We start from the raw sequence: 24,728 nt of genomic DNA on the forward strand, positions 1-24,728 counted from the left end.
TGTCAGCCTGCGTTGTCCAGTAACTCGGCGGCGAGTTGCTTGTTGATCTTGCGGCCCTGGGCTAGTGCTGCGGTGTCGAGGCGGGCGACGATATCGGCGGCGGCGGCGAAGGATCGTTCAATCCGGGTGGCCAGATATTGCACCAGCGCGGGCTGCGGATTGATTTGCCGGTCAGCAAACAGTTTCATAATCAGTGCCGATAGCAATGCGTCGTCCGGGTCCGCGATCCGCACCACGGTCATGGCCTGCATGCGGCTGGCAAGGTCGGGCAGGGCAATGGGCCAGCGGCTTGGGGGAAGTGCTGCGGTCAATAGCAGCGTCCCCCTGCAGCGCGCAGATTGTTATGCAGATGAAAAACAGCTTCTTCGGCGGCACTTGACAGCGTTTCCATGTCCTCGATGATCACAGTCGTTGCAGCTGTCTGAAAATCCGGTGTGATGTCAGCGGCTGGTTGCAGCAGCGCATCGCATTGGGCCTGAAAAACTTGTGCGAGGTGGCTCTTGCCACACCCCTGCGGGCCGATCAGCGCCAGTTTGCCCTCGGGCCATATCTCTGGGGTGCTGAGCATGGAAAACGCCTGTGCGTTTGCTTCCGAAACAAAAAAATCGCCCGGTCCCAGCGCAACACCTGTTGGCCAGTCAAATGCAAGCTGACCTGCCATCTAATCGCCCCCGGATTGTCCGCGAAACAAGAGGCTGTCTTTGTATTGGACAATACCCCAGCGAGCCACGACACCGATGATGGCTGCGATCGGGACTGCGACCAACATGCCGACAAAGCCGAACAGCGAGCCGAAGACAGACAAAGCAAAAAGCAGCCAAACAGGGTGTAGTCCGACCGAACCACCCACAAGCTTGGGCGTTAGGATGTTGCCCTCAAGGAACTGCCCAAGTCCAAAGATACCCGCGACGATCCCAATCCGAACCCAATTGGTGACATATGAAACGGTCTCGCCATCGGTAACTTCAACAGAACCCCAGAATTGGAAGATCGCCAGACCAACAGCCAAGACGCCACCGACCAGCGCACCAACGTAAGGGATAAAGGTGATCAGCCCGGCGATGAAACCAACGATAAGCCCAAAGTTCAGCCCCGCAATCATCAGCGCGACGGCATAGTAAGTGCCCAGCACAAGGCAAACGGTGCCTTGGCCGCGGATAAAGGACGCCAGCGTCGCGTCGATATCTCGTGCCAACATGCGCACGGTTTCGACATGATCACGCGGTAGCATCTCGTCGATCTTGGCGGTCATGTTGTCCCAGTCGAGCAGCATGTAGATTGCCACGACGGGTACGATCACAAGTAAGACAACAACGTTCAATAGCCCAATTGCGGAGCTGAGGATGCCATTGGCGATCTCACCGCCCCTGGATTGGATTGCTTCGCGTAGCGAGACAAACTGCTGGTACGCCGCACTTTCTTCGTCAAAAAGCTGAGGAAAGCGTTCCCGCAAACCTTCGCTTACTGTGTCGAACAGCTCTGGCGCCGTGTTGATCAGCAATGTTGCCTGTTCCACTAGATTTGCGACAACTAAGAACGTTAGTGGGATGATGACGACGATCGCTGTCAATGTGATGATCGCGACGGCGGCGATCCGGCTACAACCGGCACGCTCGAGCCTGTCAGCGATTGGATCAAGGCAGTATGCGATCGCGCCACCCAATACAAACGGCAGGATCACATCGCCCAGAAACCAAAGAGCCACCAAAAAGACGGCGGACGTGATGCCCCAGTATTTCGCTTGTTGTCCGACAGGAAGTGCCATGCATGATCCGTAGCTGCTTACCGCAATAGATGCGGTATGCGGCCTACTCGTGCAAGGGCCGGGGGCAAATTACTCGGCTCTTACAACCCGTGCTGCGATGTCAAGCTGGATCATATCAGCCACAAGATCACCATAGCCGCTGGCCCCAAAAGCCGACCGGCTGACCGCGCCACTGATGCGAAAGCTTAGCTGGCTCAGATCACCCGCCGCGGTGCCTTGCTGACGAAACAAGGAGGCATCCAGCGTGACGGGTTGCGTGACCCCCTTGATCGTCAAAAGCCCATCAATTTTGCCACCAGCGGATAGATTGCGTAGGTCATTGGGGCGGATTGCTGTAGATCGAAAACGGATCGTTGGATGGTTGCGCGCGTCCAGAACGCTGCCTGCTTTCAGGGCTTCGGTCGCAAAAATCAGACCGGTGCGTGTACCGCGAACGTCAACAGATACATCCACGGATGAAGCGGTGAATGTGTCGAAATCAATAACGATGTGCGCCTGCGACACGGGCATCGTGCCACGGTTTTCCGCGCCGGAGAGCGTGTAAATGAAGCCAACGTCTGAGCGATCAGATTGCAAAGCATAGCTAACGGGCGCCGCAAGGGCAGAAATGGGCGCAAGCAGCAATGCGATGAGGGTGAAATTGAAAAGACGGACCATTGGAGCAGTTCCTTTGAATGCGTGAAGACTACTCTGCTTACGTCTCGACCCGCGATTTTATTCAGCCTCATCGCTTATCTGTGATCTGAGCGCTTGCGAGGCACCGCAGCCCGGCTTACACCAAACCCCAACATTTACATCCATGAAGGTCGCCGCCATGCGCATGAGCCGCTATTTCCTGCCTGTCCTGAAAGAAACGCCCCGCGAGGCACAGATCGTCAGCCACCGCTACATGTTGCAGGCGGGGATGATCAAGCAAGCCACGGCGGGGATTTATTCATGGCTACCGTTGGGCTTCAAAATTCTGCGCAAGCTTGAAAACATCGTGCACGAAGAACAGCAGCGCGCGGGCCACTTGCCTATGCTGATGCCGACACTGCAACCGGGTGAGTTGTGGGAAGAATCCGGTCGCGATAATTCCTACGGTCCAGAAATGCTGCGCATCGTTGACCGTCACGGTCGTAAGATGCTTTATGGTCCAACGAATGAGGAAATGATCACCGATATCTTCCGCAGCCATGTGGGTAGCTACAAAGAACTGCCGCTGACGCTTTATCATATCCAATGGAAGTTCCGCGACGAGGTGCGCCCCCGTTTTGGTGTCATGCGCGGCCGTGAGTTCTTTATGAAAGATGGCTACAACTTCGACCTTACGAAAGACGACGCGTTGCACGCCTACAACCGCCACTTGGTCAGCTATCTGCGGACGTATGAACGTATGGGCCTCAAAGCGATCCCAATGCGTGCGGACAGTGGCCCAATTGGTGGCGAAGACACGCATGAGTTCCTTGTTTTGGCCGAAACCGGCGAGAGCGAGGTGTTCTATGACAGTGCTGTCACCGACCTGCATCTGGGCGACCGTGCTGTCGACTATGACAGCGTTGAACAATGTCAGGCGATCTTTGATGAATGGACAACGCCTTACGCGCGGACCGACGAAACCCATGACGCCAGCGTTTTTGCGGATGTTCCCGAAGACAGACAGCGCACTGCCCGTGGGATTGAAGTAGGACAGATATTCTACTTTGGCACCAAATACTCTGAAACGATGGGTGCTTTGGTTGATGACGGTAAGGGTGGGAAAGTTCCCGTCCACATGGGCAGCCACGGCATTGGCGTGTCGCGTCTGCTGGGTGCGATCATCGAAGCCAACCATGATGACAAAGGTATCATCTGGCCCGAGGGCGTGACCCCGTTCCACTGCGGTATCCTGAACATGCGGTCCGGTGATGAAGCTGCCGACGCGGCCTGCGAGGCGATCTATGCGTCGCTGACGGCATTAGGGCTGGAGCCACTTTATGATGACCGGGACGAACGGGCAGGGGCCAAGTTTGGCACGATGGATATGATCGGTCTGCCGTGGCGGATTACCGTTGGGCCGCGCGGGCTCAAGAACGGTGTTGTGGAACTGACCAGCCGCCGCACGGGCGAAAGCGAAGAACTGCCACCAGAAGAGGCGATCGCCAAGATCGCGAAGATCTATGAAGGTATCGCGTGAGCCTGACTGACGTCGATTGGTCGCTGATCCCGTCACCTTCGGATGACGGGAAGGCAGCGCATCTGGAAGGCACAGCGCTGCCCGATGTGACCTTGACCGCGACTGATGGGGCCGCAGTGACGCTGAGCACGCTGACCGGTCTGACCGTGCTTTACGTCTACCCGATGACAGGGCGCCCTGACCGTGATTTGCCCGATGGATGGGACCAAATTCCCGGTGCGCGCGGCTGCACACCGCAGTCTTGTGCGTTCCGCGACCACTTTGCGGAACTCAGCGAGTGGGGTGTGACGGGGCTTTATGGTGTGTCGATCCAGACCTCTGAATATCAGAAAGAAGCCGCCGCGCGGCTGCATCTGCCATTCCCGCTGTTGTCGGATGCGGATCAGGCCTTGGGCAAGGCGTTGGACCTGCCGGCGCTCGATGTTGACGGCCAGCATCTGCACAAACGCCTGACGATGATTGCCAAAGAGGGTGTGATCGCCAAAACCTTTTACCCGGTCTTTCCGCCCGACCAAGACGCCGCCAATGTGATTGATTGGCTACGCCGGGACGTGGATGCGCGCGCATAGGTGACAGGGGCGTTAACACCTCCGCAAAAACCTGCTACATTATGGCAAAACAAAATGTCACGAGGCAGCAGATGACACGATATTCCCAGAAATGGGCTCTGATATGATCAGGGCCCTTTGTCTAGTTGGTGGACTGACAGGTGCGGCAGGCCTGTCCCAGTTCCCTGAATTTTCTCAGCAATATATGCAACGTCTCGGCGGGCAGGTGGACGAGCTGACACGGCAGGTTATGGATTTTGACCAAACTGCACTGGCCGAGGGGCTGGGGCGCGAAGAGATGTTGCAAGCCATGTCCGACACACCCGTGGTGGCCGCGCAAGAAGCGATGTGGCGGCGCACCTTCGCCCGCCATGCGCGGTTAAGCGAAAATCTGATTGCACTGCGCGACGCGACGCCGCTTCAGCGTCTCGCATTGCCGCACCGCATGGCCGATGCCGCGACAGTGCAGGCTGTGTGGGCCGATTTCACCCCGGCAATGCCGTTGAGCGTTGCGGGTGCAGCCTCTGCTGGTACAGGTTTCTTGGGCGGATGGATCAGCTTTGCTGCGATCTTCGCCTTTTTCTCCATCCCGTTCAAAAAGACAACAAAACAGCGCGCAGAGCCGGTTAAACGCCGCGCCCCAGCCGTGAAATTGGATCCGCCAGTGACGCGGCCAACGCTTGTGGCCACTGCACCAGATACCCGTCCAAGACTAGCAGGTGTCCAACGATGAAGACTGCATTGATCGTTTGGGGTGGCTGGGACGGGCATGAGCCCGACAAAGTTGCCGAAATTTTCCGCGACCTGTTGGAAACGGCGGGGGTGCAGGTCACTGTGTCAGACAGCCTTGCGGTGTTTGACGATGCCGATGCCTTGCAAACCTATGACCTGATCGTACCGGTCTGGACCGATGGCACACTCAGCCGGGAGGCCGCAACGAATGTGGCTGAAGCCGTCGCGCGCGGCACTGGTCTTGCCGGATGCCATGGCGGGATGTGTGACGCGTTCCGTAGCAGCCCGCTGTGGCAATTCATGACCGGGGCCAATTGGGTGGCACATCCGGGTGGCGACGATGTGCGCTACCGTGTCAATATCACATCCGACGATCCATTGGTTGCAGGCTTGCCCGACTTTGATGTGCATTCAGAGCAATATTATCTGCACGTTGATCCCGCCAATACGGTTCTGGCCACCACCCGCACAGATGCTGTGACCTGGTATCACAGCCCGAACGGCCCGGTTGATATGCCCGTTGTCTGGACCCGCACGTGGGGCTTGGGACGCGTTTACTATAACGCACTGGGCCACCAGGCTGAGACGATCGCCTCTGGTCCCGCCTATGAGATGCTCAAGCGTGGCTTGTTATGGGCACTTGAGAGCAAGAGCCATGCCACTGGGCAAGATCACACGCAATTTCACAGCCCCGGAAACCACTGGTAGCTTGACCATTCCGACCGTCCGCACCACGTTGCGCGCAAAGACCAAGCAGGAGCAGACATGTCTGAGGTGAGGACCACGCGTCCCTTTGCGAAATTCGAATGGATGATCGCGTGGCGCTATATCCGCGCCAAACGCGCCGAGGGCGGCGTTAGCGTGATGACGTGGATCAGCCTTGTGGGCGTGACGCTGGCCGTGTTTGCTTTGATCGCGACCTTGGCGGTGCGCTCTGGGTTCCGGGCTGAATTCATCGACACGATTGCGGGTGCGAATGCCCACGTCAGTGTGGTGCAGCCGCGTGCTGTGATCGAAGAGTTTGAAGAGGTCGCAGATCGCATTCGCAGCGTTGAAGGTGTGCAATCTGTCGCGCCCTTGGTGCGCGGGCAGGCGATGGCCTCTGGTTCTGGTCGGATCGGGTTGGCGGATATCTACGGTATCCGGCTAGAGGACCTCAAAGCCTCTGACGCGATTGTCGATAGTGAGCGGACTGTTGGGAATATCGACGATCTGCCCAATGGGATCGCGATTGGCTCTGCTTTGGCTGATAATTTGGGCCTTGGGATCGGCGACCGGATTGAGATCACAACACGGTCGGGTGCGGCCACCCCGATGGGCACATCGACCCGGCGCAATGCCTATGACGTGGTCTTTATCTTCTCAACCGGGCGGTTCCAGATTGATGAGGTTCGCGCCTATCTGCCCTTTGACGTCGCCCAATCGGTTTTCAACCGGGATGGCGTTGCAGATGAGTTGGAAATCAGGCTTGATGATCTGAACCAATCCGAAATCCTCAAGCAAGAGATCGCGAATGTCGCGGGGCCGGGCATGTGGGCCTATAGCTGGCAAGACCGGGTTGGGCGTTTCCTGCGAGCGCTGACGATTGAAGACAATGTGATGTTTATCATCCTGTCGATCCTCGTCCTTGTGGCGTCGATGAATATCATCAGCGGCTTGATTATGCTGGTCAAAAACAAAGGCCGCGACGTGGGTATTCTACGCACGATGGGCCTGACCGAAGGATCGATCCTGCGGGTGTTCTTCATCTGTGGCGCGGGCATTGGCACGATTGGGACCGCGCTGGGCGTGATCCTCGGGTGCCTCTTTGCCATCTACATTGATCAGATTTTCAGCCTCGTGAACTATGTCGCTGGGGGTGGTGTTTGGGATCCGTCCATCCGCGGCATCTACAACGTGCCTGCTGAACTACGCCTCGTCGATGTGATCAAGGCGATGTCCCTCTCGCTGGGTCTGTCATGGATCATCACGATTTTCCCCGCGCGCCGTGCCGCCCGCATGAACCCGGTTGAGGCGCTGCGCTATGAGTGATCACACATTACAAGTGGCGGACCTGACCAAATCCTACAACGCCGGCAAACCGGGCGAAGTGCGCGTGCTACAGGGCGTGTCGCTTGATGTGGCACCGGGCGAGGTTGTGGCGTTGGTCGCCCCCTCCGGCGCGGGCAAATCAACGCTGCTGCATATCGCGGGGCTTCTTGATACGCCTGACGCGGGGTCTGTGGTCATTCAAGGCACGGATATGAGCGGTCTGTCAGATCGCAAACGCACAGCGGTGCGGCGGTCGACGGTCGGGTTTATCTATCAATTCCACCACCTGCTGCCCGAATTTACCGCGCTGGAAAACATCGTACTGCCGCAACTGGCAAACGGCGTATCAGAAACGGCGGCCCATGCACGTAGCATGGCCTTACTTGACCGGGTTGGCATCGCAGAGCGTGCGTCGCATCGCCCAGCGGCCCTGTCAGGCGGTGAACAACAGCGCGTTGCGTTCTGTCGGGCTTTGGCGAATGAACCGGCCTTGTTGCTGGCCGATGAACCGACGGGCAACCTAGACCCCGACACCTCCGACCGTGTGTTTGATGCGCTGATGGGGCTTGTCCGCGACACCGGACTGGCCGCTGTGATCGCCACCCACAACCTAGAGCTTGCCGCGCGCATGGACCGTCAGGTCCGGCTGAACGGCGGCGTATTGGAGAGCTGATGCAAGTATCTGTCACAGACATCGAAGCACAAAGCCGCGCGGCATTGTTGGCGCATGGCGCAGGTGACATGCAAGCGGCTGCCGTGGCCAAAGCCGTGGCACGGGCAGAGGCACTGGGGAACGTGATTTGCGGTCTCTACTATCTGGAAAGTTATTGCACGCAGCTGGCCTCTGGTCGCGTGAACGGCACTGTTGATCCGGTCGTGACACGTCCGCGCCCCGGTGCGGTGCTGGCGGACGCGCAGTTCGGCTTTGCCCAACCGGCGTTCGACGCGGCACTCCCACAGGCCATTGCGGCCGCGCAAGAAAACGGCGTGGCCACTTTGGCGGTCGCACATGCACATACCTGCACCTCGCTTGGGTTTTTCACCGAACAGATCGCGGCGGCAGGGCTGATCGGGATCGGTTTCACCAACGCATCCCCTGTCGTTGCACCTCCGGGGGGCAACAAGCGGGTGATCGGTACGAACCCAATTGCGATGACGGTGCCGGGTGATGGCGACCCGACGATGCATTTCGACTTCTCAACCTCTGCCGTGGCGCTTGGTAAAATCACGATGGCAAAGGCTGCGGGGGAAAGCATCCCAATCGGTTGGGCCGTGGATGAAAACGGTGAGCCGACAACTGATCCAGAGGCGGCCCTCAAAGGCGCGTTGGTCAGTGCTGGCGGTTATAAAGGCTGGGGCTTTGGCCTGATGGCGGAACTCTTGGCGGCTGGCATGACCGGATCGGTCAATTCGCTGGACGTTGCGGGTCTTAAGGTGGCTGAGGGCAAACCGCATGATCTGGGGCAGTTCTACATCCTTATGGACCCAGGCACTTACCACGCTGGTTTTGGCGCACGTTTCGCGCGGGTGGCCGAGGCTGTGGCGGAACAAGAGGGCGCGCGTATTCCCGGTGCGGGGCGCAGGGCGATGAACGAAGTTGATGTGCCTGATGCGCTTTGGGATCTGGTTCTTAAGCTTTCTGCGTGACAAAAACCCCTGTCGCCATCAGCGCAATTCCGGCGGCGCGCGTGAGCGTCAGCGGCGACGATTGCGCGCTGAACAGACCGAAGTGATCTATTGTAGCTGCAGCAATCAATTGTCCCAACAGTACGAAGAACACCGCGTTCCCGACGCCCATCGTGGGCGCAATCCAGGTGATGGACAGGACGTAGAAAGCAATCAGCGCACCCGCAAAGAACAAATGCTTCGGGGCTGTGGCGAGTTTGATTGCGGCCTGCGGGCCGGTCATTAAGGCCACCAGTGCAGAGACCGTCAACGCCACGACAAACAGCACCGTTGCCGCGACCGCGGGTGATCCGATGTGCCGACCTAAAGCGGCATTCAGCGCCGCTAGAACGGGTATGCCGATCCCGGCGGCAAGCATGATGAAGATATGGTGCGGCATGGGCGGTCCTTTGCTGGTTTTGACCCAGCTTAGGGCCCATATGATCCAGATCATAGCGGTACGCCCCGTGGATTTGTTACAATTTGGTCAAAACAGGAGGCAAATGATGCGGTACATCTTGATAGTTGCAGTCCTAGGTCTGGCGGCCTGCGTAGAAGAGCCGGTAAATGGCCAAACGATGTTCATGGAAAACTGCGCGAGCTGTCATGGGGCAGACGGGACGGGTAATGGCCCTGCGGCGCGTGGATTGGCTGTCGCACCGCCGGACCTGACCACAATTGCGGCCCGAAACGGCGGTATTTTCCCCACAAATCAGGTGATGAGCACGATTGACGGGCTGGACCGTGGCGCGCATTTTAGTGCTGCGATGCCCGAATTCGGGGCCGGTGATCTGGGCGAAACAGTGATCGTTGAAAACGAAGGTTTGGGCACGCCAGTGCCGACAAAGCTGCTTGTCCTCACGGAATATCTGCAGACTATTCAACAGTAACCAAAGCTGACATTCGCGTGAAATCAGCCGCTTATTGGTTTCGTGGGCGCTTGAGTGCGGTAGGTCTATGCCAACCGCTCATAAAGGATATTCCCCATGCGCCTTCTTCTTTCGACTGTTCTTGCTCTTTCCACGGCTGTCAGCGCGACAGCCGGCCCCATTAGCTTTGCCAATGGCTGGCAAGAACAACGCCTGTCGCTGTTTAGCTCTAACGACTATAGCTTTGGTCAGAACCTTGGGCTGGTCTCTGATGGGTCCGTTTCTATCGCCTGGACCCGTGTGGGCCGTGGGGAATGGGGTTCTAACGGGGCCAGCTGGAGCTGGACCGTCGAACAATCTGTCCCCGCCACTGACCTGAGCCGTAAGGGTGGCGACGACCGCAACATTTCGCTCTATTTTGTATTTGTACCCGAAAGCATCGCACCCAGCTTGGAAGGCGCGAACATCCGCAGCCTCTTGGGCAACAGCGACGTGCGCATCATGCAGTATGCATGGGGTGGCAACCATTCACGTGGTCAGGTGATTGCGTCACCCTATGGCCCCGCTGGACAAGGTGTGACGGTTGCATTGCGTCAGGCTGGCACAGGGTCGCACAGCGAAAGCGTTGATCTGGCGGCTGACTATGCCCGTGCTTTTGGTGGCGAAAAAGGCGCGCTGGTCGGTCTGGCGGTGTCCGGCGACAGTGATGACACCAACAGCACAATCCGTGCTGCGATTGGTAACCTTAGCCTACGTTAATCAAGCGGTGCCAGCAGCAGCGCCGCAAACTGGGTTTGCGGCGTGGTGCCTGCTATCTCTAGGATCAATTTGCGGCGCACGGCATCCGTGAACTCTGGCCCACTTTGGGCGGGCATGACAAAGGCGTTTGGCCCGCCGATGATATTCTGCTCATAAGCCAAAGGCAGGCTGTTGGCTGCAAATGCGTCATTGCGCAGAATAGGCAGCGCGTTGATCGTGATCCCATCGGCGACAACGGTATCACGGGCTTGCGTGATCGGCGGGCCGTAGGAATTTCCCATCGTATCGCCTGAAAAGTCGATGACCCGGCGAAAGCCCTGAATGTTATTGCCGTTGATTTGCTCCATACCAAAAAGCAGAGCGGACCCGATCGCATTGCGTCCACTTGCCTGACGGGGCGGGCCGACCAGTGCATCGGCAAAAGCCGTCGCACTTTCCGCATCGGCAATGATGGTCCAGTCAACGACGGTGGCTTGATTTTGCGCCCACTCAACGTAAGTCACGGCAATTGAACCATAAAGCGTATTCTCAATCGCTGAAATGACGGCCGGATCCGTGATTGCTGTGGCGTAGGATTGACGCTGAAAAGCCAGCTCGTCCGCATCAATGGACCCTGACGCGTCAGCGAGCAACACAAGTTCCAGATCCGCCTCTATCGTCTGGGCGACGGACGCAGTTGCGAAAAATAAGGCGAGCAAGAAATACCGCATAACACAAAGCTAGCGCATCAAGGTGCTTGGAAAAGGGGGTGCTTGCGATCCGTCGGATGGGGAACGAATGACACACTTGACCTGCTTCTTTATCTGAGGCCGAGTTTTTGCCTTCACTGGCTTGTCTGAACCGGATAACCGAGAAAGGTATTCTTTGTGGAGTTCGGAATGATTTTCCTGCGCGCAATTCCTTTCTCGTTCTCGGTGCTATGGCGCTACGCAATCGTGTTGCCGTTGTTGATCGTCGCGATCATTATGTTTGGCATTGTCGCGATTGTCCCGGTATTGATCGTCACTCTGATCGCGCCTTTTCTTGGCGTGTTAGTCGCAGCGTCTTTTGGTGCGGCGGCCGGTATTGTTCCGATCATGGTCGGAACGCGCGTCGGTATGCAGGCCAAAAGACATCGGCCCAAAAACACCTATCTGGGTCTGATTTTGCCTGCGGTTGGCTATGGCATGTTCGAGGCGATTGCCGTTCTTTTCATCGCGATTGCCGCAGTTGCCGCATATGTTTTCATGACGCCCTTAACGCTGGCTGATTTTGAAGCCATTGACGCCAGCAATTCGGAAGCTGTTATCGCGCTACTGATGGGTACCAGTCCTGCGCTGTCATGGGGCTTGCTCTTGGGTGGCGGCGTCTTGATGTTTGCGTTGCGTGCGTGCTTGCTAATGCCGATCACGGGGGCCTCTATTGGTGCTGATCCGAGCGGACGCGCGCACACGCCTTTTTATGGGGTGGGCAGTGGTTTTGCATCGCTTTTCCCACTCGTTGTTCTGTCTCAGATCGGCACATATTTGGTGGTGCCAATCGTTGTTGCCTTGTCGATACCGCTTGGTATCGCAGATGCGCTAGCGGTCAAGCTGGCGCAAGCTGGCGAATTTAATTCGATAAGCGACCTCAAGCTATTTATGGGCGCTGAGGGTGCAACTTTCGTTGGGCTGTGCATCTTCTTCTTTTTGTTCTTCTTCAGCTTGCAATGTGCGGGCGGGGTGTTGGTCTACATGCGCCACCTGAAAGCTGCTGAAGAAAAGGATGAGGAATATGCCAAATCCGTCGAGGAGTATTTGGAGGCTGAAAAGCCTGCCCAGTCAGAGGGCGATATGATGGACCTTGTTCGCAGTCGTATGCAGAACAAAGGGCCGTGATCCTCTATTCAACGGCGGCGATATTACCGGCCATTTGGCGACCATCGCGCCCTTCGACCAGATCGAATGTGACTTTCTGGTCATCAGCCAGTCCAGTCAGCCCTGATTGTTCAACCGCTGAAATGTGCACAAAGATATCCGCTCCGCCATCCTCGGGGGCAATAAATCCATAACCTTTTGTGGTGTTGAACCACTTTACGGTGCCGTTTGGCATTGTCCGCTCTCCTTTTGTCGTACCCCCACCTGGGGCTGGGCTAGCACTTGGGCCCCGCGACATGCGGACTTCCCTTGGCCTTCATGTCCTAAGAATTATATGTTTTGTACAAAAGGCAAATGACACGTCGTCGCATTGCCGCGATCCGGTCAATCTTTGCTCAAAGAGGAGGCGTTATGCGTTTTTTTGGCCTAAAATCCTGCGATACCTGCCGCAAAGCGCTGAAATCATTAGCACAAGCGGGTCATGCACCCACGATTGTTGATGTGCGCGCTGATGGCCTATCGGATGAGGACCGCGCGTCTATTGTGGCGCAGTTTGGTAATGTTTCGGTCAACCGCGCATCAACCACATGGCGCGGGCTGAGCGATGCAGAAAAAGCGTCTGACCCTGTTGCCCTCTTGGCAGCTCACCCAACGCTTATGAAGCGACCGGTCATTGAACGGGATGGTGTCTGGACCATTGGCTGGAAAGCGGATGTTCAGGCACAATACCTTGGCGATTGATGCCTTTCTGCTTATGTAACTAATTGAGCAGTAAGGAGAAGACCCATGCGTAACGCCGCAAGTATACTCGGCATCATTGGTGGATTGATTGGCATTCTGGTCGGCTTATTTGGCTATGGCTATGCCGAACTGTCGGAAAACGTGACCGAAGTGGGTGAGGTTTTTGGCTTTCTGGACAACCCCGGTTTCATTCGTTTTGCAAGCTTCATCGCACCGTTGCTGGCAATCGCTGGCGGCGCAATGGCGAAAGCACGCGCGCTGTGGGGCGGCATCCTGATGTTGCTGAGTGCTGCTTGCTTTTATGCCGCTTTCGGTTTCAACGTCGGCACGATGTTCCCAATTGGCTTTGTCGCTCTCGGCGGCATCTTGGGGATTGCCGCCGGTAAACCGGATGAGCCTAAGGCGCACTTCTGAAAAGGCCGCGGTCGATCGAGATTGTACCAGCACCCTTGAACACAAGGATCAGCAGGCAGAGCACCCAAAAGGCGCGTTGATCGAGGATCAGCGCGTCTGACATGCGGTCAAACCATGCGCCCAGCGTACCTTCATGGGCGATCCCGCCATGACCATAGAGATCAGTCAAGGACTGCACGACAATAAAGCCGATCATGCCAACGGCTGCCAGTCGGGTAAACAAGCCGATGACGATCAGGATTGGCAAGACAAACTCGGCGATTGTGCCACCGGTGACAACGGCCCAGTGAAAGATGGTCAGTTGTGATGTATCATAGCCTGCAGCTTCCATCGCCTTTGGAAAGATCTGGACATAGGCACCTGAAGAGGGTTGCAGGATGCCAAAGATCCCGTCGCCCAGCTTGGTCAGGCCAGAATTCCAGTAGTACATAAAAAGAACTCCGGCAAAGACGAGCCGCGCAAGAATTGGCAGAGCTTCGTCACCGGCACGATTGATGGGGTGGGCCATTTCGGCAAAAGGGGAAGACGTCATCAGAGTATGGCCTTTCAGTAAATTTCAGTCACGGCACCTTGGGCCAACAATAGACCTAAGACGGCACCCAAATCGAGCGTGTCATCTGCGGTGGCCATGGCCTGCCCAAGCGACTGCCCATCCTTGAGCGCGTTGATGCAATCGGCACCTGCCGCATTGATCAGATGCATTGCGGGATCAAACCCTGCGCGCGTGATCAATACCGCTTCGGGCTGCGTCACCGGTTTTGGCGCATCAGCTTGGGTATTGACGCGATAGATCGCATGAATTGGATATTCCGAAGTCACGGTCTGGGTCGCCGGTGCAATCCTCAGTTTGGCGCTCATCAGTGCATCTGGCGCGATGGCGCCAAGCGCGTTGGCGTCAACGGGTGTGGTGTCAGCAGCGTGGTAGGCATGTCGCATCGCCAGTTCAATTTTGGCAATGTCCGGCAAATACCCGAACTTTTTGGTGGGTTCGAACCGGTCCAGAAACTGTGGCATCGCATCCCCGTAGAACATCATCAGCGGGGACTTTGGGGGATGTTTGCGCAAGTAGACACCTGCCATGGCGCGAAAGAACTCGTCGCCAAGCAATTTGCGGACGACGGGAAAGGCGGCTTCCAATGCGTCAGACAGGCTCACGGCCACATTGTTGCGATAAACGTCGAAGCGTTTGCTTGCGGCCGCGCCATCCGGGTTAACGATACCATCCGGCACGTCGACGGCTGGATCTAACATCGCGGTCTTAAAGGCGGTCTGCGTAACGGTCATGGTGTGATCAGCGCAAGAGCACTGTCAGCCCGCCTGATTTCATCCGCAAGAACGGGCCAATCAGGAACATCGGTATCCCACTCGATCAAAAGCGGCTTGGGGCCCGATTTTGCCAAAGTGTAGTCCAAAAGGGCCCAGACGGGATCGACAACCGCCTTGCCATGACTGTCGATCAGAAGTGGCGCGCCAGTTTCGTCTTCATCTTCGTCATGGCCGCCGAGATGGATCTCTCCTACGGCGTCCAAGGGAAAATCATTGATATAGTCCTGCGGCGACGTCTTGAGGTTCGTGGCGCTCACGAAGACGTTGTTGACGTCCAAAAGCAGCCCACAGCCAGTGCGTTGGGTGAGTTCGCGCAAGAAATCGGTTTCGGACATCGTGCTTTCAGCAAATGCCAGATAGCTGGACGGATTTTCCAGCAACATCCGCCGACCAACCGTCTCTTGAACTTGGTTGATATGCGTGGCGACACGGGCGAGCGTCTTGGGCGTGTAGGGAAGCGGGAGCAGGTCGTTAAAGAAGTGGCTGTCATGCGTCGACCATGCCAAATGCTCGGAGAAGCTGGCGGGGTTCAACCATGAAACAAGGTGCTTGAGGCGGGCAAGGTGAGCAGTGTCCAAGTCGCCTTCACCGCCAATGGACAAGCCGACACCGTGGACCGAAATAGGGAAGCGTTCGGCGAGGTGGCGCAATTGCGCCATGGGGCGGCCGCCATCGCCCATATAATTCTCAGCGTGAACTTCCAACCAACCCAACGGGCCGGGGTTTTCCAAAATGGCGCTGTAGTGCTGTGCTTTGTAGCCGACACCGGGACGCGGGGGAGAGTGGGGTTTGCTGTCGCGTCTAACATGTCAGGGCCTTTGGTCTTGGGGTTGGTAAGGTGGGGTCAACCCCACCTTACCATATTTTAGCTTATGCTGGCAGGTCGCGCTCAAGCGCTTCCAAAGAACCCATGCGCTCAGCGCCATCAGCAGCCGCTGGCAGTTCCATTGTTTCGCATGTGCCCGCAGGAACCAGTGTCCATGCGTTGCCCTGGTAGTCAACTGTGGATGTGCCTGCACATGTTGTGCCTGGGCCAGCTGCGCAGTCGTTTTCACCAGCGAGTGATACGCCGAAGCACTTGACGTCGCCCTCAGCAGCGGCAGTTGTGGACAGGCCTGCAACGGCAGTTGCAACAGCAGATGCGAGTACGAGAGTTTTTGTAGCGTTGGACATCGAAGTTTCCTTTGAGTTGGGTCATATTTGATCGTCACCGTTCTCCGGCGATGCCCAGACACTAACCGTCTCGTTTGCTGATATTCCATTCACAGGCCCGTGCATCGCGCTCCCGTGAGGTGATGTGAGCGGGCGTTTGCCTGCGGCAGCCTGCCGCAACCCGGATTAGCCTTAAAAAACAAGTCACCCGCCGATGTTTCCATCGGCGGGTTTGTTACAACTTCCAGCGCTGGAATGTTACAAAAGGTCCGGTGGCGTCGCGGACTTACCCAACTCTGCAACAATTTCTGCAAGAGTTGTTACAGAAGTCTTGTTTTCGCCCAACCTGCGGGCCGTCACAGTCTTTTCTTCCACTTCCCGCGCACCCAATGCCAGAATCACCGGCACTTTGCCGACAGAGTGTTCGCGGACCTTAAAGTTGATCTTCTCATTTCGCAGATCAGCCTCGGCCCGCACACCTGCGGCCTTGAGAGCCGCGACAACTTCCATCGCATAGTCATCCGCATCAGACACAATCGTCGCCACAACCACCTGACGGGGGGCCAGCCAGAACGGCAGCTTGCCTGCGTGCTCTTCGATCAGGATACCAATGAACCGTTCAAACGATCCCAATAGCGCGCGGTGCAGCATCACGGGCCGGTGCTTGGCCCCGTCTTCGCCGATATATGTCGCGTCCAGACGTTCGGGCAGCACAAAGTCCACTTGGTGCGTGCCGCACTGCCAATCGCGGCCAATCGCATCCGTCAGCACGAATTCCAGCTTGGGCCCATAAAATGCCCCTTCGCCGGGGTTCAACTCCGGTTCGATCCCGGCTGCGCGTGTGGCAGATAGCAATGCCTCTTCCGCGCGATCCCAGACCTCATCACTGCCCGCTCGCTTTTCAGGCCGGTCCGAAAACTTCACTTTGAAGTTCTCAAACCCAAGGTCTTTGTAAATGCGGCTCAGGAACGCGATGAACTCGGCGGTCTCGGACTCAATCTGGTTTTCCCGACAGAAGATATGCCCATCATCTTGGGTAAATCCGCGGACCCGCATGATGCCATGCAGGGCGCCAGAGGGCTCATACCGGTTGCATGATCCAAATTCGGCCATGCGCAAGGGCAGGTCGCGGTAGGATTTCAGACCTTGGTTAAAGATCTGCACGTGGCAGGGGCAGTTCATTGGCTTCAGCGCATTGACCGCCTTTTCGCGGGCATGTTCCTCGTCCACTTCGACGATGAACATATGGTCCTGATACTTTTCCCAGTGACCAGAGGCTTCCCACAGCTTGCGGTCCACCACTTGCGGTGTGTTCACCTCGACATAGCCGCCTTTGCGTTGTTGGCGGCGCATGTAGTCTTGTAGCTCGGTATAGACGGTCCAGCCATTGGGGTGCCAAAACACCTGACCGGGGGCCTCTTCCTGCATATGAAACAGGTCCATTTCGCGGCCAAGTTTGCGGTGGTCTCGCTTGGCGGCCTCTTCCAGCATATGCAGGTGGGCCTTCAGGCCTTCCTTATTTGTGAAGGCTGTCCCGTAAATCCGCTGCAACATCGCGCGGTCGCTGTCGCCACGCCAATAGGCACCCGCGATAGACATCAGTTTGAAACCATCGGCCGGAACTTGACCGGTATGCTGTAAATGCGGGCCACGGCACAGGTCCTGCCAGTCGCCATGCCAATACATGCGCAGGGGTTCATCGCCGGGGATGCTCTCGATCAGCTCGACCTTATAAGGCTCGCCCCGGTCCTTGTAGTATTGGATCGCGATATCGCGTTCCCAAATCTCGGTGCGGACCGCATCACGCTTGTTGATGATCTCTTTCATCTTCTTTTCGATCAGGCTGAGGTCTTCGGGTGTGAAGGGTTCCTTGCGGTCAAAGTCGTAATACCAGCCGTCTTTGATGACGGGTCCAATGGTGACTTGCGTGTCAGGCCAGATTTCCTGCACGGCACGGGCCATGATGTGCGCCAGATCGTGGCGGACGAGTTCCAACGCAGGTTCCTCGTCCTTCATTGTGTTGATGGCGATGCTGCCGTCGGCCTCAATCGGCCATTGCAGATCCCAGTGCTGGCCGTTCACAGTGGCCGAGATCGCCTTTTTGCGCAGGCTCGAGGAAATATCAGCGGCAATATCAGCAGCGGTGACGCCAGCGTTATACTGTCGGGCATTGCCATCGGGGAAAGTTAGGGAAATTTGTGCCATCTTGGGCTGTCTCCTCGTCTGTTTGGCGCCTACAAAACGCCCGGTTGCGGGTTATGTGTCGCGCTAAATGACCACAGTTCGAAAGAGTGTCAACAACAAGGGTCCAAGCTTGTTGATAATTCGCTCAGATCATCGCTAAGATTTCAGGGGGGCATCTATCACGCCAGATTTGTTTGAAGGGGCGAAAATTTGAAACGAGAATTTTTCATGTCTAGCGCGGCAATGCTGCTCTTGATGGGCTGCGGCGGTTCTTCTTCGGGGGACAATGTCACACAGAATGCATTCGCATTCGAAACATTTACGGATGGGGCCGCAAGCTTTGTGGCGTTGCAGGGAAGTGCGCTGCCACAAGGCACTGACACACCAATAACAGATCGTAGTGACCTGCCGGCGACGGGTGGTGCTACCTATGATGGTCTGATGTCTGTCGGCCTCGACAATGGCACTGCTGATGAAGTTTTGGGCACAGTGCGACTGACCACAAACTTTGGAAACAACACGTTCACAGGATCAGCGGGGTCATTTGTCAATACAAGTGATGAGGCGGTCAATGGATCGCTGTCCATTTCGAATGGTGTCTTTACATCTAGTGGTACAACTGCCGGAACGGCGGATGTGAACGGGACGATCGGCTTCGCGGCGGGCACGATGGTGGTGAGTGGCACTGCGACGCACGGGTTCAGCGGTGACACGGGCCAATATAACATCGGCGCGTTCCTTGATGGTGACGGCACAGCTCAGCCAACGGTAGGTGGGCCGATCGATGTGGATATGGCTTGGGTCACTGAGCGGCAATAGCGGTAGATTGCGCAGTCAATTGTATGCCCAGATATACGTTGACTGCGACACTCATCCCGTTAAAAGCGACATAGTTTCCGATCCGAAACCTATATGTTGGGGAAGTCACATGCCGAGCTACAACCGTACTTTTGATCTGAGCATTAACGATGTCGACCTGATTGAAGAGGCGTTGCGTGCCCGTGGCCGCGAATTGTCGGGTATGCGGTTGGCTTTGAAGGACGACAACCCCGCCCATTTGGAATCGATCCGGGTGGTTGAGCAGGACCAGCGCCAGACCGAAGAGCTGCTTGGCCGTCTGCACGACCAAAAAATCTTTTATCGTCCTAAAAAGTCGGTCTACGTCGGCGGCTAAATGTGCGCAAATAACCTGTACAGAAGCCGTACAGACAGCGTACATACGCTGTCTGTTCTTTGTTGATCAGAACCCTGCAGCAAACACCGCGTAAGTCATGATCAGGCAGCAGACCCATCCGGCGGTAAAGATGATCGGGCGCAGCGGGAAACCCGCCTTACCGCTGATGTAGCCAATGGCATGGGCGACGCGCAGCCAAAAGAAGGCAATCGCAGTCCAATATGTCAGCGCTGTAAACCCCTCGACCCGGTCAAGGATCAGCACCAGTATTGCAAATGGCACCAGCTGTTCCAGCAGGTTCAGATGCGCGCGGTACGCCCGCTGCACCCAAGGGCGATGCAGTCTTGGGTCCGCGATGCGAGTGAATCCATCGGGCGCATCAGCGGGCAGGGATCCTTGGGGTGCTGATGCGGCTCCGACGATGTAAGGCACCCAAAGGGAGGCGGCGAGGATTGCAAGGCATGTCAGAATGCCCAGTTCGGTTGGGAAGCTTTCCATGATCACACTCCTTACATGGCCGCTCTGAGGGCGGCGCCGGTTTCCAGATAACTTTTGAGCGATGAAGCCAAACGCGCCCAGCCTTCGGCGAAGCCTTCCTGACCGGGGGCTATGTCATAATGCTCAATCGTTAGCTTGCATTGCTCGCCCTGCGGCTCAATCAGATAAACCATGTGACTTGCCGGGGCGTCCGGCCCCATGAACAGTGGTTCAAACGTCATGGCGATCCGGCTTTTGGGGTCCAGTGCTGTGGTGGTCTGCTTCAGCATTGCACTGCCATCGGGGCGGATGAAGGCGGTGGTTTCATGGACCGCTGCGTTCCCTTCGACCACATTGCAGGCAAAGTGGTAAGCCGCCATTTGATCGGCCTCGGTTAATGCTTTCCAGAGCGCATCTTGGCTGCAGCGGATGAATGTTTGCATCATGAAATCGGGTTTTGCCATAGCGGTGTCTCTCTCTAACTTCGCTTTCAATTCAGTCACAGCGCGTGCTTGGCGTTGCAAAAAAGGGGCGGCCCATCTGTCCATGACGTCCTGCAAGGGCAGGGCATTCAGGTAGTGGTATTTGAACCGGCCATCCTTTCGGGTGACGATCAGGTTGGCCTCTTCTAAGACCTTCAGATGCTTCATCACGCCAAAACGGGACATCTCAAGCACCTGTTCAAGGTCGCTCAGGGATTGGCCATCGCGCTGGCGCAGACTGTCAAGCAGGTCGCGCCGGGCGGGGTCGTTGAGAGCTTTGAAAATTGCATCCATGGGAAACCTTATAGGTTACTAAATAGTCACGTGACAATAGGATAACTTAAAAAAACTTGCAGCCTTTGCCGGTGTGTGATGCTGTAAGTGCATGGAAAACAATAGTGAAACACCGATCTTTGTAACGCCGCAAGGCCGGCGCATTGCTTATCATTTGACGGATGGCACGGGTCCTGCGGTCGTATTTCTGGGCGGGTTCAAGTCCGACATGGGCGGCACAAAGGCCATTTTTCTTGAAAAATGGGCGCGTGATTCGGGGCGCGCTTTCTTGCGGTTCGACTATTCCGGTCATGGCGAGAGCAGCGAGGCTTTCACAGATGGCTGCATCGGCGATTGGTTCGAAGACGCCTGTGCAGCGCTTGGTCTTCTTGCGGGCAAGGTGATCTTGGTCGGCTCTAGCATGGGCGGGTGGATTTCATTGTTGGTCGCGCGGCAGATGCCAGAGTGCGTGGCGGGGATGGTGACAATCGCCGCCGCCCCGGATTTCACCGAAGACAGCATGTGGGCCGGGTTCGATGAAGTCCAAAAGGCGGAATTGATGGCGGGGCAGGTGGCTTTGCCGTCCGACTACGGGGATCCCTACATCATAACCCGTCGCCTGATCGAAGAGGGGCGCGACAGGCTGGTTTTGCGCGACCCGCTGCCGCTGCCCTTTCCGGTGCGGTCTTTGCAGGGAACCGCGGATGTCGACGTGAAAATGTCAGTGGCGTTGCGGCTGTTAGAGCACGCTGAAAGCCCTGATATGCGCCTGACCTTGGTTGATGGTGCGGATCACCGTTTTTCGGATGAAGATTGCCTCGATCTGATTGTGAGTGCTGTTGAAGATGTTTTGGGGCAGGTGGGTTGAAACCCACCTTACGCTCTGACGCCACGTTCTCCTTTGGGATCTCGGCCGCGCCTGATTAGGGTGCCCCAAATCCTTGGGAGGGGACGCGCATGGCATTATCACTGGGACAAAAGGCAGGCTGGGGTCTGGCAGACATGGGCATTGTTGTCTTTGTGATCGTCAAACAGTTGCTGATCCTGACCTATCTGACGACTGTTTTGGGCGTACCTGTCGGTATCGCAGGGTTTGTCACCACTGCCGTCCTTGTCTTTGATATGGTGACCGATCCCGTAATCGGATACCTTAGCGACCGGACGCAGAGCCGGTTTGGCCGTCGTGCCCCGTGGATGTTTCTGGGTGTCTTGGTCATGGCCGCTGGCATGGTCGGATTATTTTCGACGCCCGCAGGCATGCAGACGACTGGTAACCTGATTTGGGTCGTCTCCTTTTTCGTTCTTGCAACCGTTGGATTTACAATGGTCGCTATACCCTACGGCGCGCAGTCCGGTGAGATCACCCAAGATCCCAAAGAGCGCTCGGCCATGACCGGGTTTCGCATGGCGTTTGCGAGTATCGGTATCTTGATCGGGGGCGCGCTCATTCCGGGGTTGGCGGGGTCAATGGGGTATGCAACGGCGGCCTTGGTCGTCACGCCGCTGATGATTGGCGCAGTCTGGCTATCGCTTTGGGCGACGCGCAACGCGCCAAGGGTTGAGAACGCCGCGCAGGTCAACCTGTCGGGCATGTTCAGTCTGGTCTTTGCCAACAAGGCCTTTGTGGTTCTGGTTCTGATCTATGGGGTCATGACCCTTGCGATTGCAATGATCACCGCGGGGCTGCCCTTTGCCGCGCTTTATCTGATCAACGACAGTGGCGATACGATGCTATCGGGGGCCGCGACCGCATTGACCACACTCAGCCTGATGTTCGCGACATTTGTTGTTGGGTCCATACTGAGCCAGGCGATTTGGGTGATGTTGTCCAACCGTCTTGGGAAAGTTGGTGCCTTAATGCTGGGGCTGAGCCTTTATGTGGTCCTGCTCTATGCGCTTTATACAATGCTGCCGTCGATCAATGTCACCGCCATTGCAGGGATGTTCGTGCTGGCAGGCATGACAAACGGGTCTTATCAGCAGATCCCTTGGGCGATTTATCCTGATCTGATGGATATCACGCGCCGTGAGAGCGGCGTCGCAATCGAAGGGGCGTTTTCGGCAATCTGGCTGTTTGGGCAAAAGTTGGCCAATGCCGTTGCACCCGCAGTGCTGGGAATGACACTGGCCGCCGCAGGCTGGCAGGAGACGACGGACGGCGTGGTGACGCAGACCGACGGTGCGCTGGCCACCTTGCAGATGTCAATTACGGTGATCCCGGCCGCGATTTTGCTGGTCGCCATTTTTGGACTGGCCGTGTTGTATCGCCCGATGGCACGGCGCGCGCTTGCATGATTTGGCAGACATAGAGGCGGAACTCGCGGCCGCCGAAGCGCAGGTGCCACATTTGCGCGCGGGATGCGAAAAGCGGATCATCTGGGCCGATAAGCCCGCCACCAAGACGCCAGTGTCGCTGCTTTATGTCCACGGTTTCTCGGCCACGGGAGAGGAGTTGCGGCCCCTGCCAGACCGGGTGGCCGCAACGCTTGGCGCGAACATTCACTTCACCCGGCTGACCGGGCATGGGCAGGACGGCGACGCGATGGGGCGGGCGACGCTGTCGGATTGGCGCCGTGATGTCGCCGAGGCGATTTTGATCGCAGAGGCGCTGGGTGATGAGGTGATCATCATGGGATGTTCGACCGGGTGCACCTTGGTCACGCTCGCTTTGGCCGAAGGGGCCAAGGCGCGAGGGGTGATCCATGTCTCACCGAACTTTGGCTTGCGACACCGCGTCGTCCAGACCCTGCTGGATTTGCCCGGGTCACGCCATTGGTCAAAATATGTCGCCGGACGCTCGCGGTCGTTTGAGCCGATCAGCGAGGCGCATGCCGCCTATTGGACCGTAGAATATCCCACCGCTGCGGTGCACGTCATGGCAGATGCGGTGCGAGCCGTGCGCCATGCGGATTTGTCGGCCATTGGCACGCCAGCGCTTTTTTGTTTCAACGAGGCCGACCAGGTCGTCCATCCTAACGACACGCAAAAGGTTATTGCGCGCTGGGGCGGCGCGACACACACGGTCTTGCTGGAACAGACGCCAGATGACGATGAAATGGGGCATGTGATGGCGGGCGATATCTTTTCTCCCGGCCAAACTGCGCCGCTGGCTCGGCAGATATCAGCTTGGCTGGAAGCTTTGCCGGCACTTTGAAAGACTTGCGATAAAGGCCGCGACCGGTCACACTGTAAAAAACCTAAAAGGGTTGAGCAGATTGACAGGGCCATTTCTAAATGCCGCGTGAAACGCTGGTTATGATCCCGCCTATGCTATCTGACGCGCGGGTCTTTGCGCATCAGATGCAGGTTTTGTCGCGCGGTCATGCCGTCATGGTGGCACCACCAACCTGTGGCGAACGGATTGAAGAGATTGCCAGTCAAATTCTGACGTGGACACCTTCAAAATTCGCGCTTTGTGGGATGGGCATGGGTGGCATGGTCGCAATGGAGCTGCTGCGCCGCGCGCCAGAGCGGATCACGCGTATTGCGCTGCTCAGCACCAGCCCGCAAGCCGATACGCCAGAGGCCGCAGCCGCGCGTGAGCCACATATCATCGCAGCCCGCGCTGGTCGTTGGGAGGATGTCTTGCAGCATGAAATCAACTCGACCTGGATGGCGCCGAACACCGACAAGGTCGATCTTGTGCGACAACTGACGGACATGGGGCGCGATATTGGTCCTGATATTTACGTCAAGCAGGCGCGCGCGATGCAGCGGCGCAAGGACCAGCAGGCGACACTCCGCCAGATCGAACAGCCGGTTGCGGTGATGTGCGGGCGCCACGACGGACAATACCACCTGAAACGGCACGAGTTTCTGGCCGAGCTGATCCCCTATGCCACGTTAGAGATCATCGAAGGGGCGGGGTATCTGCCGACGCTTGAAGCGCCAGAGGCGACGACAGATGCGCTACAACGCTGGATGGCACAGCCACTGATGTTGCGTCCTTGATGCGCTGGATGATCCGTAACTAGAAGTCAGATGGCGACGCTGCATACATTCGCTATGCGAGCGTCTACGTTTGGCGAAACAGGCAGTACAGACAAGGTCGTTTTGTCAGTTGCAGACCCCCGTCGGCAAAGGTGCTAAACCCTTTTTTGCACGTAAAAGAAGAATTTGACCAATTGATGCTGCGTGCACCTGTTG

32 protein-coding genes are annotated in these 24,728 nt (G+C 57.0%); 18 read left to right on the plus strand and 14 right to left on the minus strand.

What is annotated here, in order from left to right:
- Window positions 1–2 precede the first annotated feature (2 nt).
- From ACZ1G5_RS14600 to ACZ1G5_RS14615, 4 genes are all read right to left on the minus strand, one after another.
- A complete protein-coding gene (locus ACZ1G5_RS14600) occupies window positions 3–311 on the minus strand; it encodes a P-loop NTPase family protein (RefSeq protein WP_472733532.1) in 309 nt (102 codons plus the stop codon).
- Window positions 308–661 (minus strand): P-loop NTPase family protein, encoded by a 354-nt coding sequence (locus tag ACZ1G5_RS14605; RefSeq protein WP_472733533.1) that lies wholly within the window; start codon window positions 659–661, stop codon window positions 308–310. The genes ACZ1G5_RS14600 and ACZ1G5_RS14605 overlap by 4 nt, the downstream gene beginning before the upstream one ends.
- Window positions 662–1,765, minus strand: a complete 1,104-nt coding sequence (locus ACZ1G5_RS14610) for an AI-2E family transporter (protein WP_472733534.1) — start codon at window positions 1,763–1,765, stop codon at window positions 662–664.
- 69 nt (window positions 1,766–1,834) lie between these two features.
- The gene (locus ACZ1G5_RS14615) at window positions 1,835–2,422 is read right to left on the minus strand and encodes a YceI family protein (protein WP_472733535.1); all 588 of its coding nucleotides are present in this window, start codon (window positions 2,420–2,422) and stop codon (window positions 1,835–1,837) included.
- A 157-nt stretch (window positions 2,423–2,579) separates the two neighbouring features.
- Here ACZ1G5_RS14615 and proS point away from each other — a divergent pair, with 157 nt between their 5' ends.
- The 7 genes from proS to ACZ1G5_RS14650 all read left to right on the plus strand — a co-directional run bounded on the left by proS (window position 2,580) and on the right by ACZ1G5_RS14650 (window position 8,878).
- On the plus strand, window positions 2,580–3,920 hold the full coding sequence (proS, locus tag ACZ1G5_RS14620) for a proline--tRNA ligase (protein WP_472734349.1): 1,341 nt from the start codon (window positions 2,580–2,582) through the stop codon (window positions 3,918–3,920).
- Window positions 3,917–4,489: a peroxiredoxin gene (locus ACZ1G5_RS14625; RefSeq protein WP_472733536.1), complete on the plus strand. Its 573-nt coding sequence runs from the start codon at window positions 3,917–3,919 to the stop codon at window positions 4,487–4,489. Before proS ends, ACZ1G5_RS14625 begins: the two co-directional genes overlap by 4 nt.
- A gap of 103 nt (window positions 4,490–4,592) precedes the next feature.
- Window positions 4,593–5,201, plus strand: a complete 609-nt coding sequence (locus ACZ1G5_RS14630) for a DUF2937 family protein (RefSeq protein WP_472733537.1) — start codon at window positions 4,593–4,595, stop codon at window positions 5,199–5,201.
- Window positions 5,198–5,908 (plus strand): ThuA domain-containing protein, encoded by a 711-nt coding sequence (locus ACZ1G5_RS14635; RefSeq protein WP_472733538.1) that lies wholly within the window; start codon window positions 5,198–5,200, stop codon window positions 5,906–5,908. Before ACZ1G5_RS14630 ends, ACZ1G5_RS14635 begins: the two co-directional genes overlap by 4 nt.
- Before the next feature lie 57 nt (window positions 5,909–5,965).
- Window positions 5,966–7,231 (plus strand): ABC transporter permease, encoded by a 1,266-nt coding sequence (locus ACZ1G5_RS14640; RefSeq protein WP_472733539.1) that lies wholly within the window; start codon window positions 5,966–5,968, stop codon window positions 7,229–7,231.
- On the plus strand, window positions 7,224–7,904 hold the full coding sequence (locus tag ACZ1G5_RS14645) for an ABC transporter ATP-binding protein (RefSeq protein WP_472733540.1): 681 nt from the start codon (window positions 7,224–7,226) through the stop codon (window positions 7,902–7,904). The genes ACZ1G5_RS14640 and ACZ1G5_RS14645 overlap by 8 nt, the downstream gene beginning before the upstream one ends.
- Complete coding sequence (locus ACZ1G5_RS14650; RefSeq protein WP_472733541.1) at window positions 7,904–8,878, plus strand: Ldh family oxidoreductase; 975 nt, start codon at window positions 7,904–7,906, stop codon at window positions 8,876–8,878. The genes ACZ1G5_RS14645 and ACZ1G5_RS14650 overlap by 1 nt, the downstream gene beginning before the upstream one ends.
- Here the strand turns inward: ACZ1G5_RS14650 and ACZ1G5_RS14655 are convergent.
- Window positions 8,862–9,296: a DMT family transporter gene (locus ACZ1G5_RS14655; protein WP_472734350.1), complete on the minus strand. Its 435-nt coding sequence runs from the start codon at window positions 9,294–9,296 to the stop codon at window positions 8,862–8,864. The genes ACZ1G5_RS14650 and ACZ1G5_RS14655 overlap by 17 nt on opposite strands.
- Before the next feature lie 106 nt (window positions 9,297–9,402).
- Here ACZ1G5_RS14655 and ACZ1G5_RS14660 point away from each other — a divergent pair, with 106 nt between their 5' ends.
- Together ACZ1G5_RS14660 and ACZ1G5_RS14665 are read left to right on the plus strand one after the other, a co-directional pair.
- Window positions 9,403–9,786 carry a c-type cytochrome gene (locus ACZ1G5_RS14660; RefSeq protein ID WP_472733542.1) on the plus strand — a complete coding sequence of 128 codons (384 nt, stop codon included), beginning with the start codon at window positions 9,403–9,405 and terminating at the stop codon, window positions 9,784–9,786.
- Between the two features lie 96 nt (window positions 9,787–9,882).
- A complete protein-coding gene (locus tag ACZ1G5_RS14665; RefSeq protein ID WP_472733543.1) occupies window positions 9,883–10,524 on the plus strand; it encodes a DUF3047 domain-containing protein in 642 nt (213 codons plus the stop codon).
- Here the strand turns inward: ACZ1G5_RS14665 and ACZ1G5_RS14670 are convergent.
- Entirely contained in the window at window positions 10,521–11,234 is a 714-nt protein-coding gene (locus tag ACZ1G5_RS14670; RefSeq protein WP_472733544.1) for a DUF1194 domain-containing protein, read from the minus strand. The two genes, ACZ1G5_RS14665 and ACZ1G5_RS14670, sit on opposite strands and share 4 nt — an antisense overlap.
- Before the next feature lie 168 nt (window positions 11,235–11,402).
- Here ACZ1G5_RS14670 and ACZ1G5_RS14675 point away from each other — a divergent pair, with 168 nt between their 5' ends.
- Window positions 11,403–12,380 carry a hypothetical protein gene (locus ACZ1G5_RS14675; RefSeq protein WP_472733545.1) on the plus strand — a complete coding sequence of 326 codons (978 nt, stop codon included), beginning with the start codon at window positions 11,403–11,405 and terminating at the stop codon, window positions 12,378–12,380.
- Window positions 12,381–12,384: 4 nt separating this feature from the next.
- Here ACZ1G5_RS14675 and ACZ1G5_RS14680 read toward each other — a convergent pair whose 3' ends face one another.
- Entirely contained in the window at window positions 12,385–12,594 is a 210-nt protein-coding gene (locus ACZ1G5_RS14680) for a cold-shock protein (protein ID WP_472733546.1), read from the minus strand.
- Window positions 12,595–12,770: 176 nt separating this feature from the next.
- Here ACZ1G5_RS14680 and ACZ1G5_RS14685 point away from each other — a divergent pair, with 176 nt between their 5' ends.
- On the plus strand, window positions 12,771–13,100 hold the full coding sequence (locus ACZ1G5_RS14685; protein WP_472733547.1) for an arsenate reductase family protein: 330 nt from the start codon (window positions 12,771–12,773) through the stop codon (window positions 13,098–13,100).
- Between the two features lie 45 nt (window positions 13,101–13,145).
- Complete coding sequence (locus ACZ1G5_RS14690) at window positions 13,146–13,514, plus strand: hypothetical protein (protein ID WP_472733548.1); 369 nt, start codon at window positions 13,146–13,148, stop codon at window positions 13,512–13,514.
- On the opposite strand, the gene ACZ1G5_RS14695 is transcribed toward ACZ1G5_RS14690, so the two are convergent.
- The 5 genes from ACZ1G5_RS14695 to thrS all read right to left on the minus strand — a co-directional run bounded on the left by ACZ1G5_RS14695 (window position 13,498) and on the right by thrS (window position 18,197).
- Window positions 13,498–14,046 (minus strand): DoxX family protein, encoded by a 549-nt coding sequence (locus tag ACZ1G5_RS14695; RefSeq protein ID WP_472733549.1) that lies wholly within the window; start codon window positions 14,044–14,046, stop codon window positions 13,498–13,500. The genes ACZ1G5_RS14690 and ACZ1G5_RS14695 overlap by 17 nt on opposite strands.
- A 14-nt stretch (window positions 14,047–14,060) precedes the next feature.
- Window positions 14,061–14,798 carry an HvfC/BufC N-terminal domain-containing protein gene (locus ACZ1G5_RS14700; protein ID WP_472733550.1) on the minus strand — a complete coding sequence of 246 codons (738 nt, stop codon included), beginning with the start codon at window positions 14,796–14,798 and terminating at the stop codon, window positions 14,061–14,063.
- Window positions 14,795–15,574, minus strand: coding sequence for an MNIO family bufferin maturase (gene bufB / locus ACZ1G5_RS14705; RefSeq protein ID WP_472734351.1), 780 nt, complete (start codon window positions 15,572–15,574; stop codon window positions 14,795–14,797). Before bufB ends, ACZ1G5_RS14700 begins: the two co-directional genes overlap by 4 nt.
- Before the next feature lie 136 nt (window positions 15,575–15,710).
- Window positions 15,711–16,013: a BufA1 family periplasmic bufferin-type metallophore gene (locus ACZ1G5_RS14710; protein WP_472733551.1), complete on the minus strand. Its 303-nt coding sequence runs from the start codon at window positions 16,011–16,013 to the stop codon at window positions 15,711–15,713.
- Between the two features lie 237 nt (window positions 16,014–16,250).
- Window positions 16,251–18,197: a threonine--tRNA ligase gene (thrS, locus tag ACZ1G5_RS14715; RefSeq protein WP_472733552.1), complete on the minus strand. Its 1,947-nt coding sequence runs from the start codon at window positions 18,195–18,197 to the stop codon at window positions 16,251–16,253.
- A gap of 207 nt (window positions 18,198–18,404) precedes the next feature.
- Here thrS and ACZ1G5_RS14720 point away from each other — a divergent pair, with 207 nt between their 5' ends.
- Both ACZ1G5_RS14720 and ACZ1G5_RS14725 read left to right on the plus strand, forming a co-directional pair.
- Entirely contained in the window at window positions 18,405–18,995 is a 591-nt protein-coding gene (locus ACZ1G5_RS14720; RefSeq protein ID WP_472733553.1) for a HupA family protein, read from the plus strand.
- A gap of 109 nt (window positions 18,996–19,104) precedes the next feature.
- Window positions 19,105–19,350 carry a hypothetical protein gene (locus tag ACZ1G5_RS14725; RefSeq protein ID WP_472733554.1) on the plus strand — a complete coding sequence of 82 codons (246 nt, stop codon included), beginning with the start codon at window positions 19,105–19,107 and terminating at the stop codon, window positions 19,348–19,350.
- A 66-nt stretch (window positions 19,351–19,416) separates the two neighbouring features.
- Here ACZ1G5_RS14725 and ACZ1G5_RS14730 read toward each other — a convergent pair whose 3' ends face one another.
- Together ACZ1G5_RS14730 and ACZ1G5_RS14735 are read right to left on the minus strand one after the other, a co-directional pair.
- Window positions 19,417–19,848, minus strand: a complete 432-nt coding sequence (locus ACZ1G5_RS14730) for an MAPEG family protein (RefSeq protein ID WP_472733555.1) — start codon at window positions 19,846–19,848, stop codon at window positions 19,417–19,419.
- Between the two features lie 11 nt (window positions 19,849–19,859).
- A complete protein-coding gene (locus ACZ1G5_RS14735; RefSeq protein WP_472733556.1) occupies window positions 19,860–20,603 on the minus strand; it encodes an ArsR/SmtB family transcription factor in 744 nt (247 codons plus the stop codon).
- A 91-nt stretch (window positions 20,604–20,694) separates the two neighbouring features.
- On the opposite strand from ACZ1G5_RS14735, the gene ACZ1G5_RS14740 reads away from it, so the two are divergent.
- The 4 genes from ACZ1G5_RS14740 (at window position 20,695) to ACZ1G5_RS14755 (ending at window position 24,533) form a co-directional block, all read left to right on the plus strand.
- Entirely contained in the window at window positions 20,695–21,450 is a 756-nt protein-coding gene (locus tag ACZ1G5_RS14740; protein ID WP_472733557.1) for an alpha/beta hydrolase, read from the plus strand.
- Window positions 21,451–21,539: 89 nt separating this feature from the next.
- A complete protein-coding gene (locus ACZ1G5_RS14745) occupies window positions 21,540–22,877 on the plus strand; it encodes an MFS transporter (protein WP_472733558.1) in 1,338 nt (445 codons plus the stop codon).
- A complete protein-coding gene (locus ACZ1G5_RS14750) occupies window positions 22,870–23,736 on the plus strand; it encodes an alpha/beta hydrolase (protein WP_472733559.1) in 867 nt (288 codons plus the stop codon). The genes ACZ1G5_RS14745 and ACZ1G5_RS14750 overlap by 8 nt, the downstream gene beginning before the upstream one ends.
- Before the next feature lie 80 nt (window positions 23,737–23,816).
- Window positions 23,817–24,533, plus strand: a complete 717-nt coding sequence (locus ACZ1G5_RS14755) for an alpha/beta fold hydrolase (RefSeq protein ID WP_472733560.1) — start codon at window positions 23,817–23,819, stop codon at window positions 24,531–24,533.
- Window positions 24,534–24,728 lie beyond the last annotated feature (195 nt).

This window comes from Yoonia sp. JB2-21, from assembly GCF_055693545.1.

Coding starts and splice junctions, on each gene's coding strand:
- ACZ1G5_RS14605 (WP_472733533.1), bottom strand. CDS start 661: ATGGCAGGTCAGCTTGCATTTGACTGGCCAACAGGTGTTGCGCTGGGA.
- ACZ1G5_RS14610 (WP_472733534.1), bottom strand. CDS start 1,765: ATGGCACTTCCTGTCGGACAACAAGCGAAATACTGGGGCATCACGTCC.
- ACZ1G5_RS14615 (WP_472733535.1), bottom strand. CDS start 2,422: ATGGTCCGTCTTTTCAATTTCACCCTCATCGCATTGCTGCTTGCGCCC.
- proS (WP_472734349.1), top strand. CDS start 2,580: ATGCGCATGAGCCGCTATTTCCTGCCTGTCCTGAAAGAAACGCCCCGC.
- ACZ1G5_RS14630 (WP_472733537.1), top strand. CDS start 4,593: ATGATCAGGGCCCTTTGTCTAGTTGGTGGACTGACAGGTGCGGCAGGC.
- ACZ1G5_RS14635 (WP_472733538.1), top strand. CDS start 5,198: ATGAAGACTGCATTGATCGTTTGGGGTGGCTGGGACGGGCATGAGCCC.
- ACZ1G5_RS14640 (WP_472733539.1), top strand. CDS start 5,966: ATGTCTGAGGTGAGGACCACGCGTCCCTTTGCGAAATTCGAATGGATG.
- ACZ1G5_RS14645 (WP_472733540.1), top strand. CDS start 7,224: ATGAGTGATCACACATTACAAGTGGCGGACCTGACCAAATCCTACAAC.
- ACZ1G5_RS14650 (WP_472733541.1), top strand. CDS start 7,904: ATGCAAGTATCTGTCACAGACATCGAAGCACAAAGCCGCGCGGCATTG.
- ACZ1G5_RS14655 (WP_472734350.1), bottom strand. CDS start 9,296: ATGCCGCACCATATCTTCATCATGCTTGCCGCCGGGATCGGCATACCC.
- ACZ1G5_RS14660 (WP_472733542.1), top strand. CDS start 9,403: ATGCGGTACATCTTGATAGTTGCAGTCCTAGGTCTGGCGGCCTGCGTA.
- ACZ1G5_RS14665 (WP_472733543.1), top strand. CDS start 9,883: ATGCGCCTTCTTCTTTCGACTGTTCTTGCTCTTTCCACGGCTGTCAGC.
- ACZ1G5_RS14670 (WP_472733544.1), bottom strand. CDS start 11,234: ATGCGGTATTTCTTGCTCGCCTTATTTTTCGCAACTGCGTCCGTCGCC.
- ACZ1G5_RS14675 (WP_472733545.1), top strand. CDS start 11,403: ATGATTTTCCTGCGCGCAATTCCTTTCTCGTTCTCGGTGCTATGGCGC.
- ACZ1G5_RS14680 (WP_472733546.1), bottom strand. CDS start 12,594: ATGCCAAACGGCACCGTAAAGTGGTTCAACACCACAAAAGGTTATGGA.
- ACZ1G5_RS14685 (WP_472733547.1), top strand. CDS start 12,771: ATGCGTTTTTTTGGCCTAAAATCCTGCGATACCTGCCGCAAAGCGCTG.
- ACZ1G5_RS14690 (WP_472733548.1), top strand. CDS start 13,146: ATGCGTAACGCCGCAAGTATACTCGGCATCATTGGTGGATTGATTGGC.
- ACZ1G5_RS14695 (WP_472733549.1), bottom strand. CDS start 14,046: ATGACGTCTTCCCCTTTTGCCGAAATGGCCCACCCCATCAATCGTGCC.
- ACZ1G5_RS14700 (WP_472733550.1), bottom strand. CDS start 14,798: ATGACCGTTACGCAGACCGCCTTTAAGACCGCGATGTTAGATCCAGCC.
- ACZ1G5_RS14710 (WP_472733551.1), bottom strand. CDS start 16,013: ATGTCCAACGCTACAAAAACTCTCGTACTCGCATCTGCTGTTGCAACT.
- thrS (WP_472733552.1), bottom strand. CDS start 18,197: ATGGCACAAATTTCCCTAACTTTCCCCGATGGCAATGCCCGACAGTAT.
- ACZ1G5_RS14720 (WP_472733553.1), top strand. CDS start 18,405: ATGTCTAGCGCGGCAATGCTGCTCTTGATGGGCTGCGGCGGTTCTTCT.
- ACZ1G5_RS14725 (WP_472733554.1), top strand. CDS start 19,105: ATGCCGAGCTACAACCGTACTTTTGATCTGAGCATTAACGATGTCGAC.
- ACZ1G5_RS14730 (WP_472733555.1), bottom strand. CDS start 19,848: ATGGAAAGCTTCCCAACCGAACTGGGCATTCTGACATGCCTTGCAATC.
- ACZ1G5_RS14735 (WP_472733556.1), bottom strand. CDS start 20,603: ATGGATGCAATTTTCAAAGCTCTCAACGACCCCGCCCGGCGCGACCTG.
- ACZ1G5_RS14740 (WP_472733557.1), top strand. CDS start 20,695: ATGGAAAACAATAGTGAAACACCGATCTTTGTAACGCCGCAAGGCCGG.
- ACZ1G5_RS14745 (WP_472733558.1), top strand. CDS start 21,540: ATGGCATTATCACTGGGACAAAAGGCAGGCTGGGGTCTGGCAGACATG.
- ACZ1G5_RS14755 (WP_472733560.1), top strand. CDS start 23,817: ATGCCGCGTGAAACGCTGGTTATGATCCCGCCTATGCTATCTGACGCG.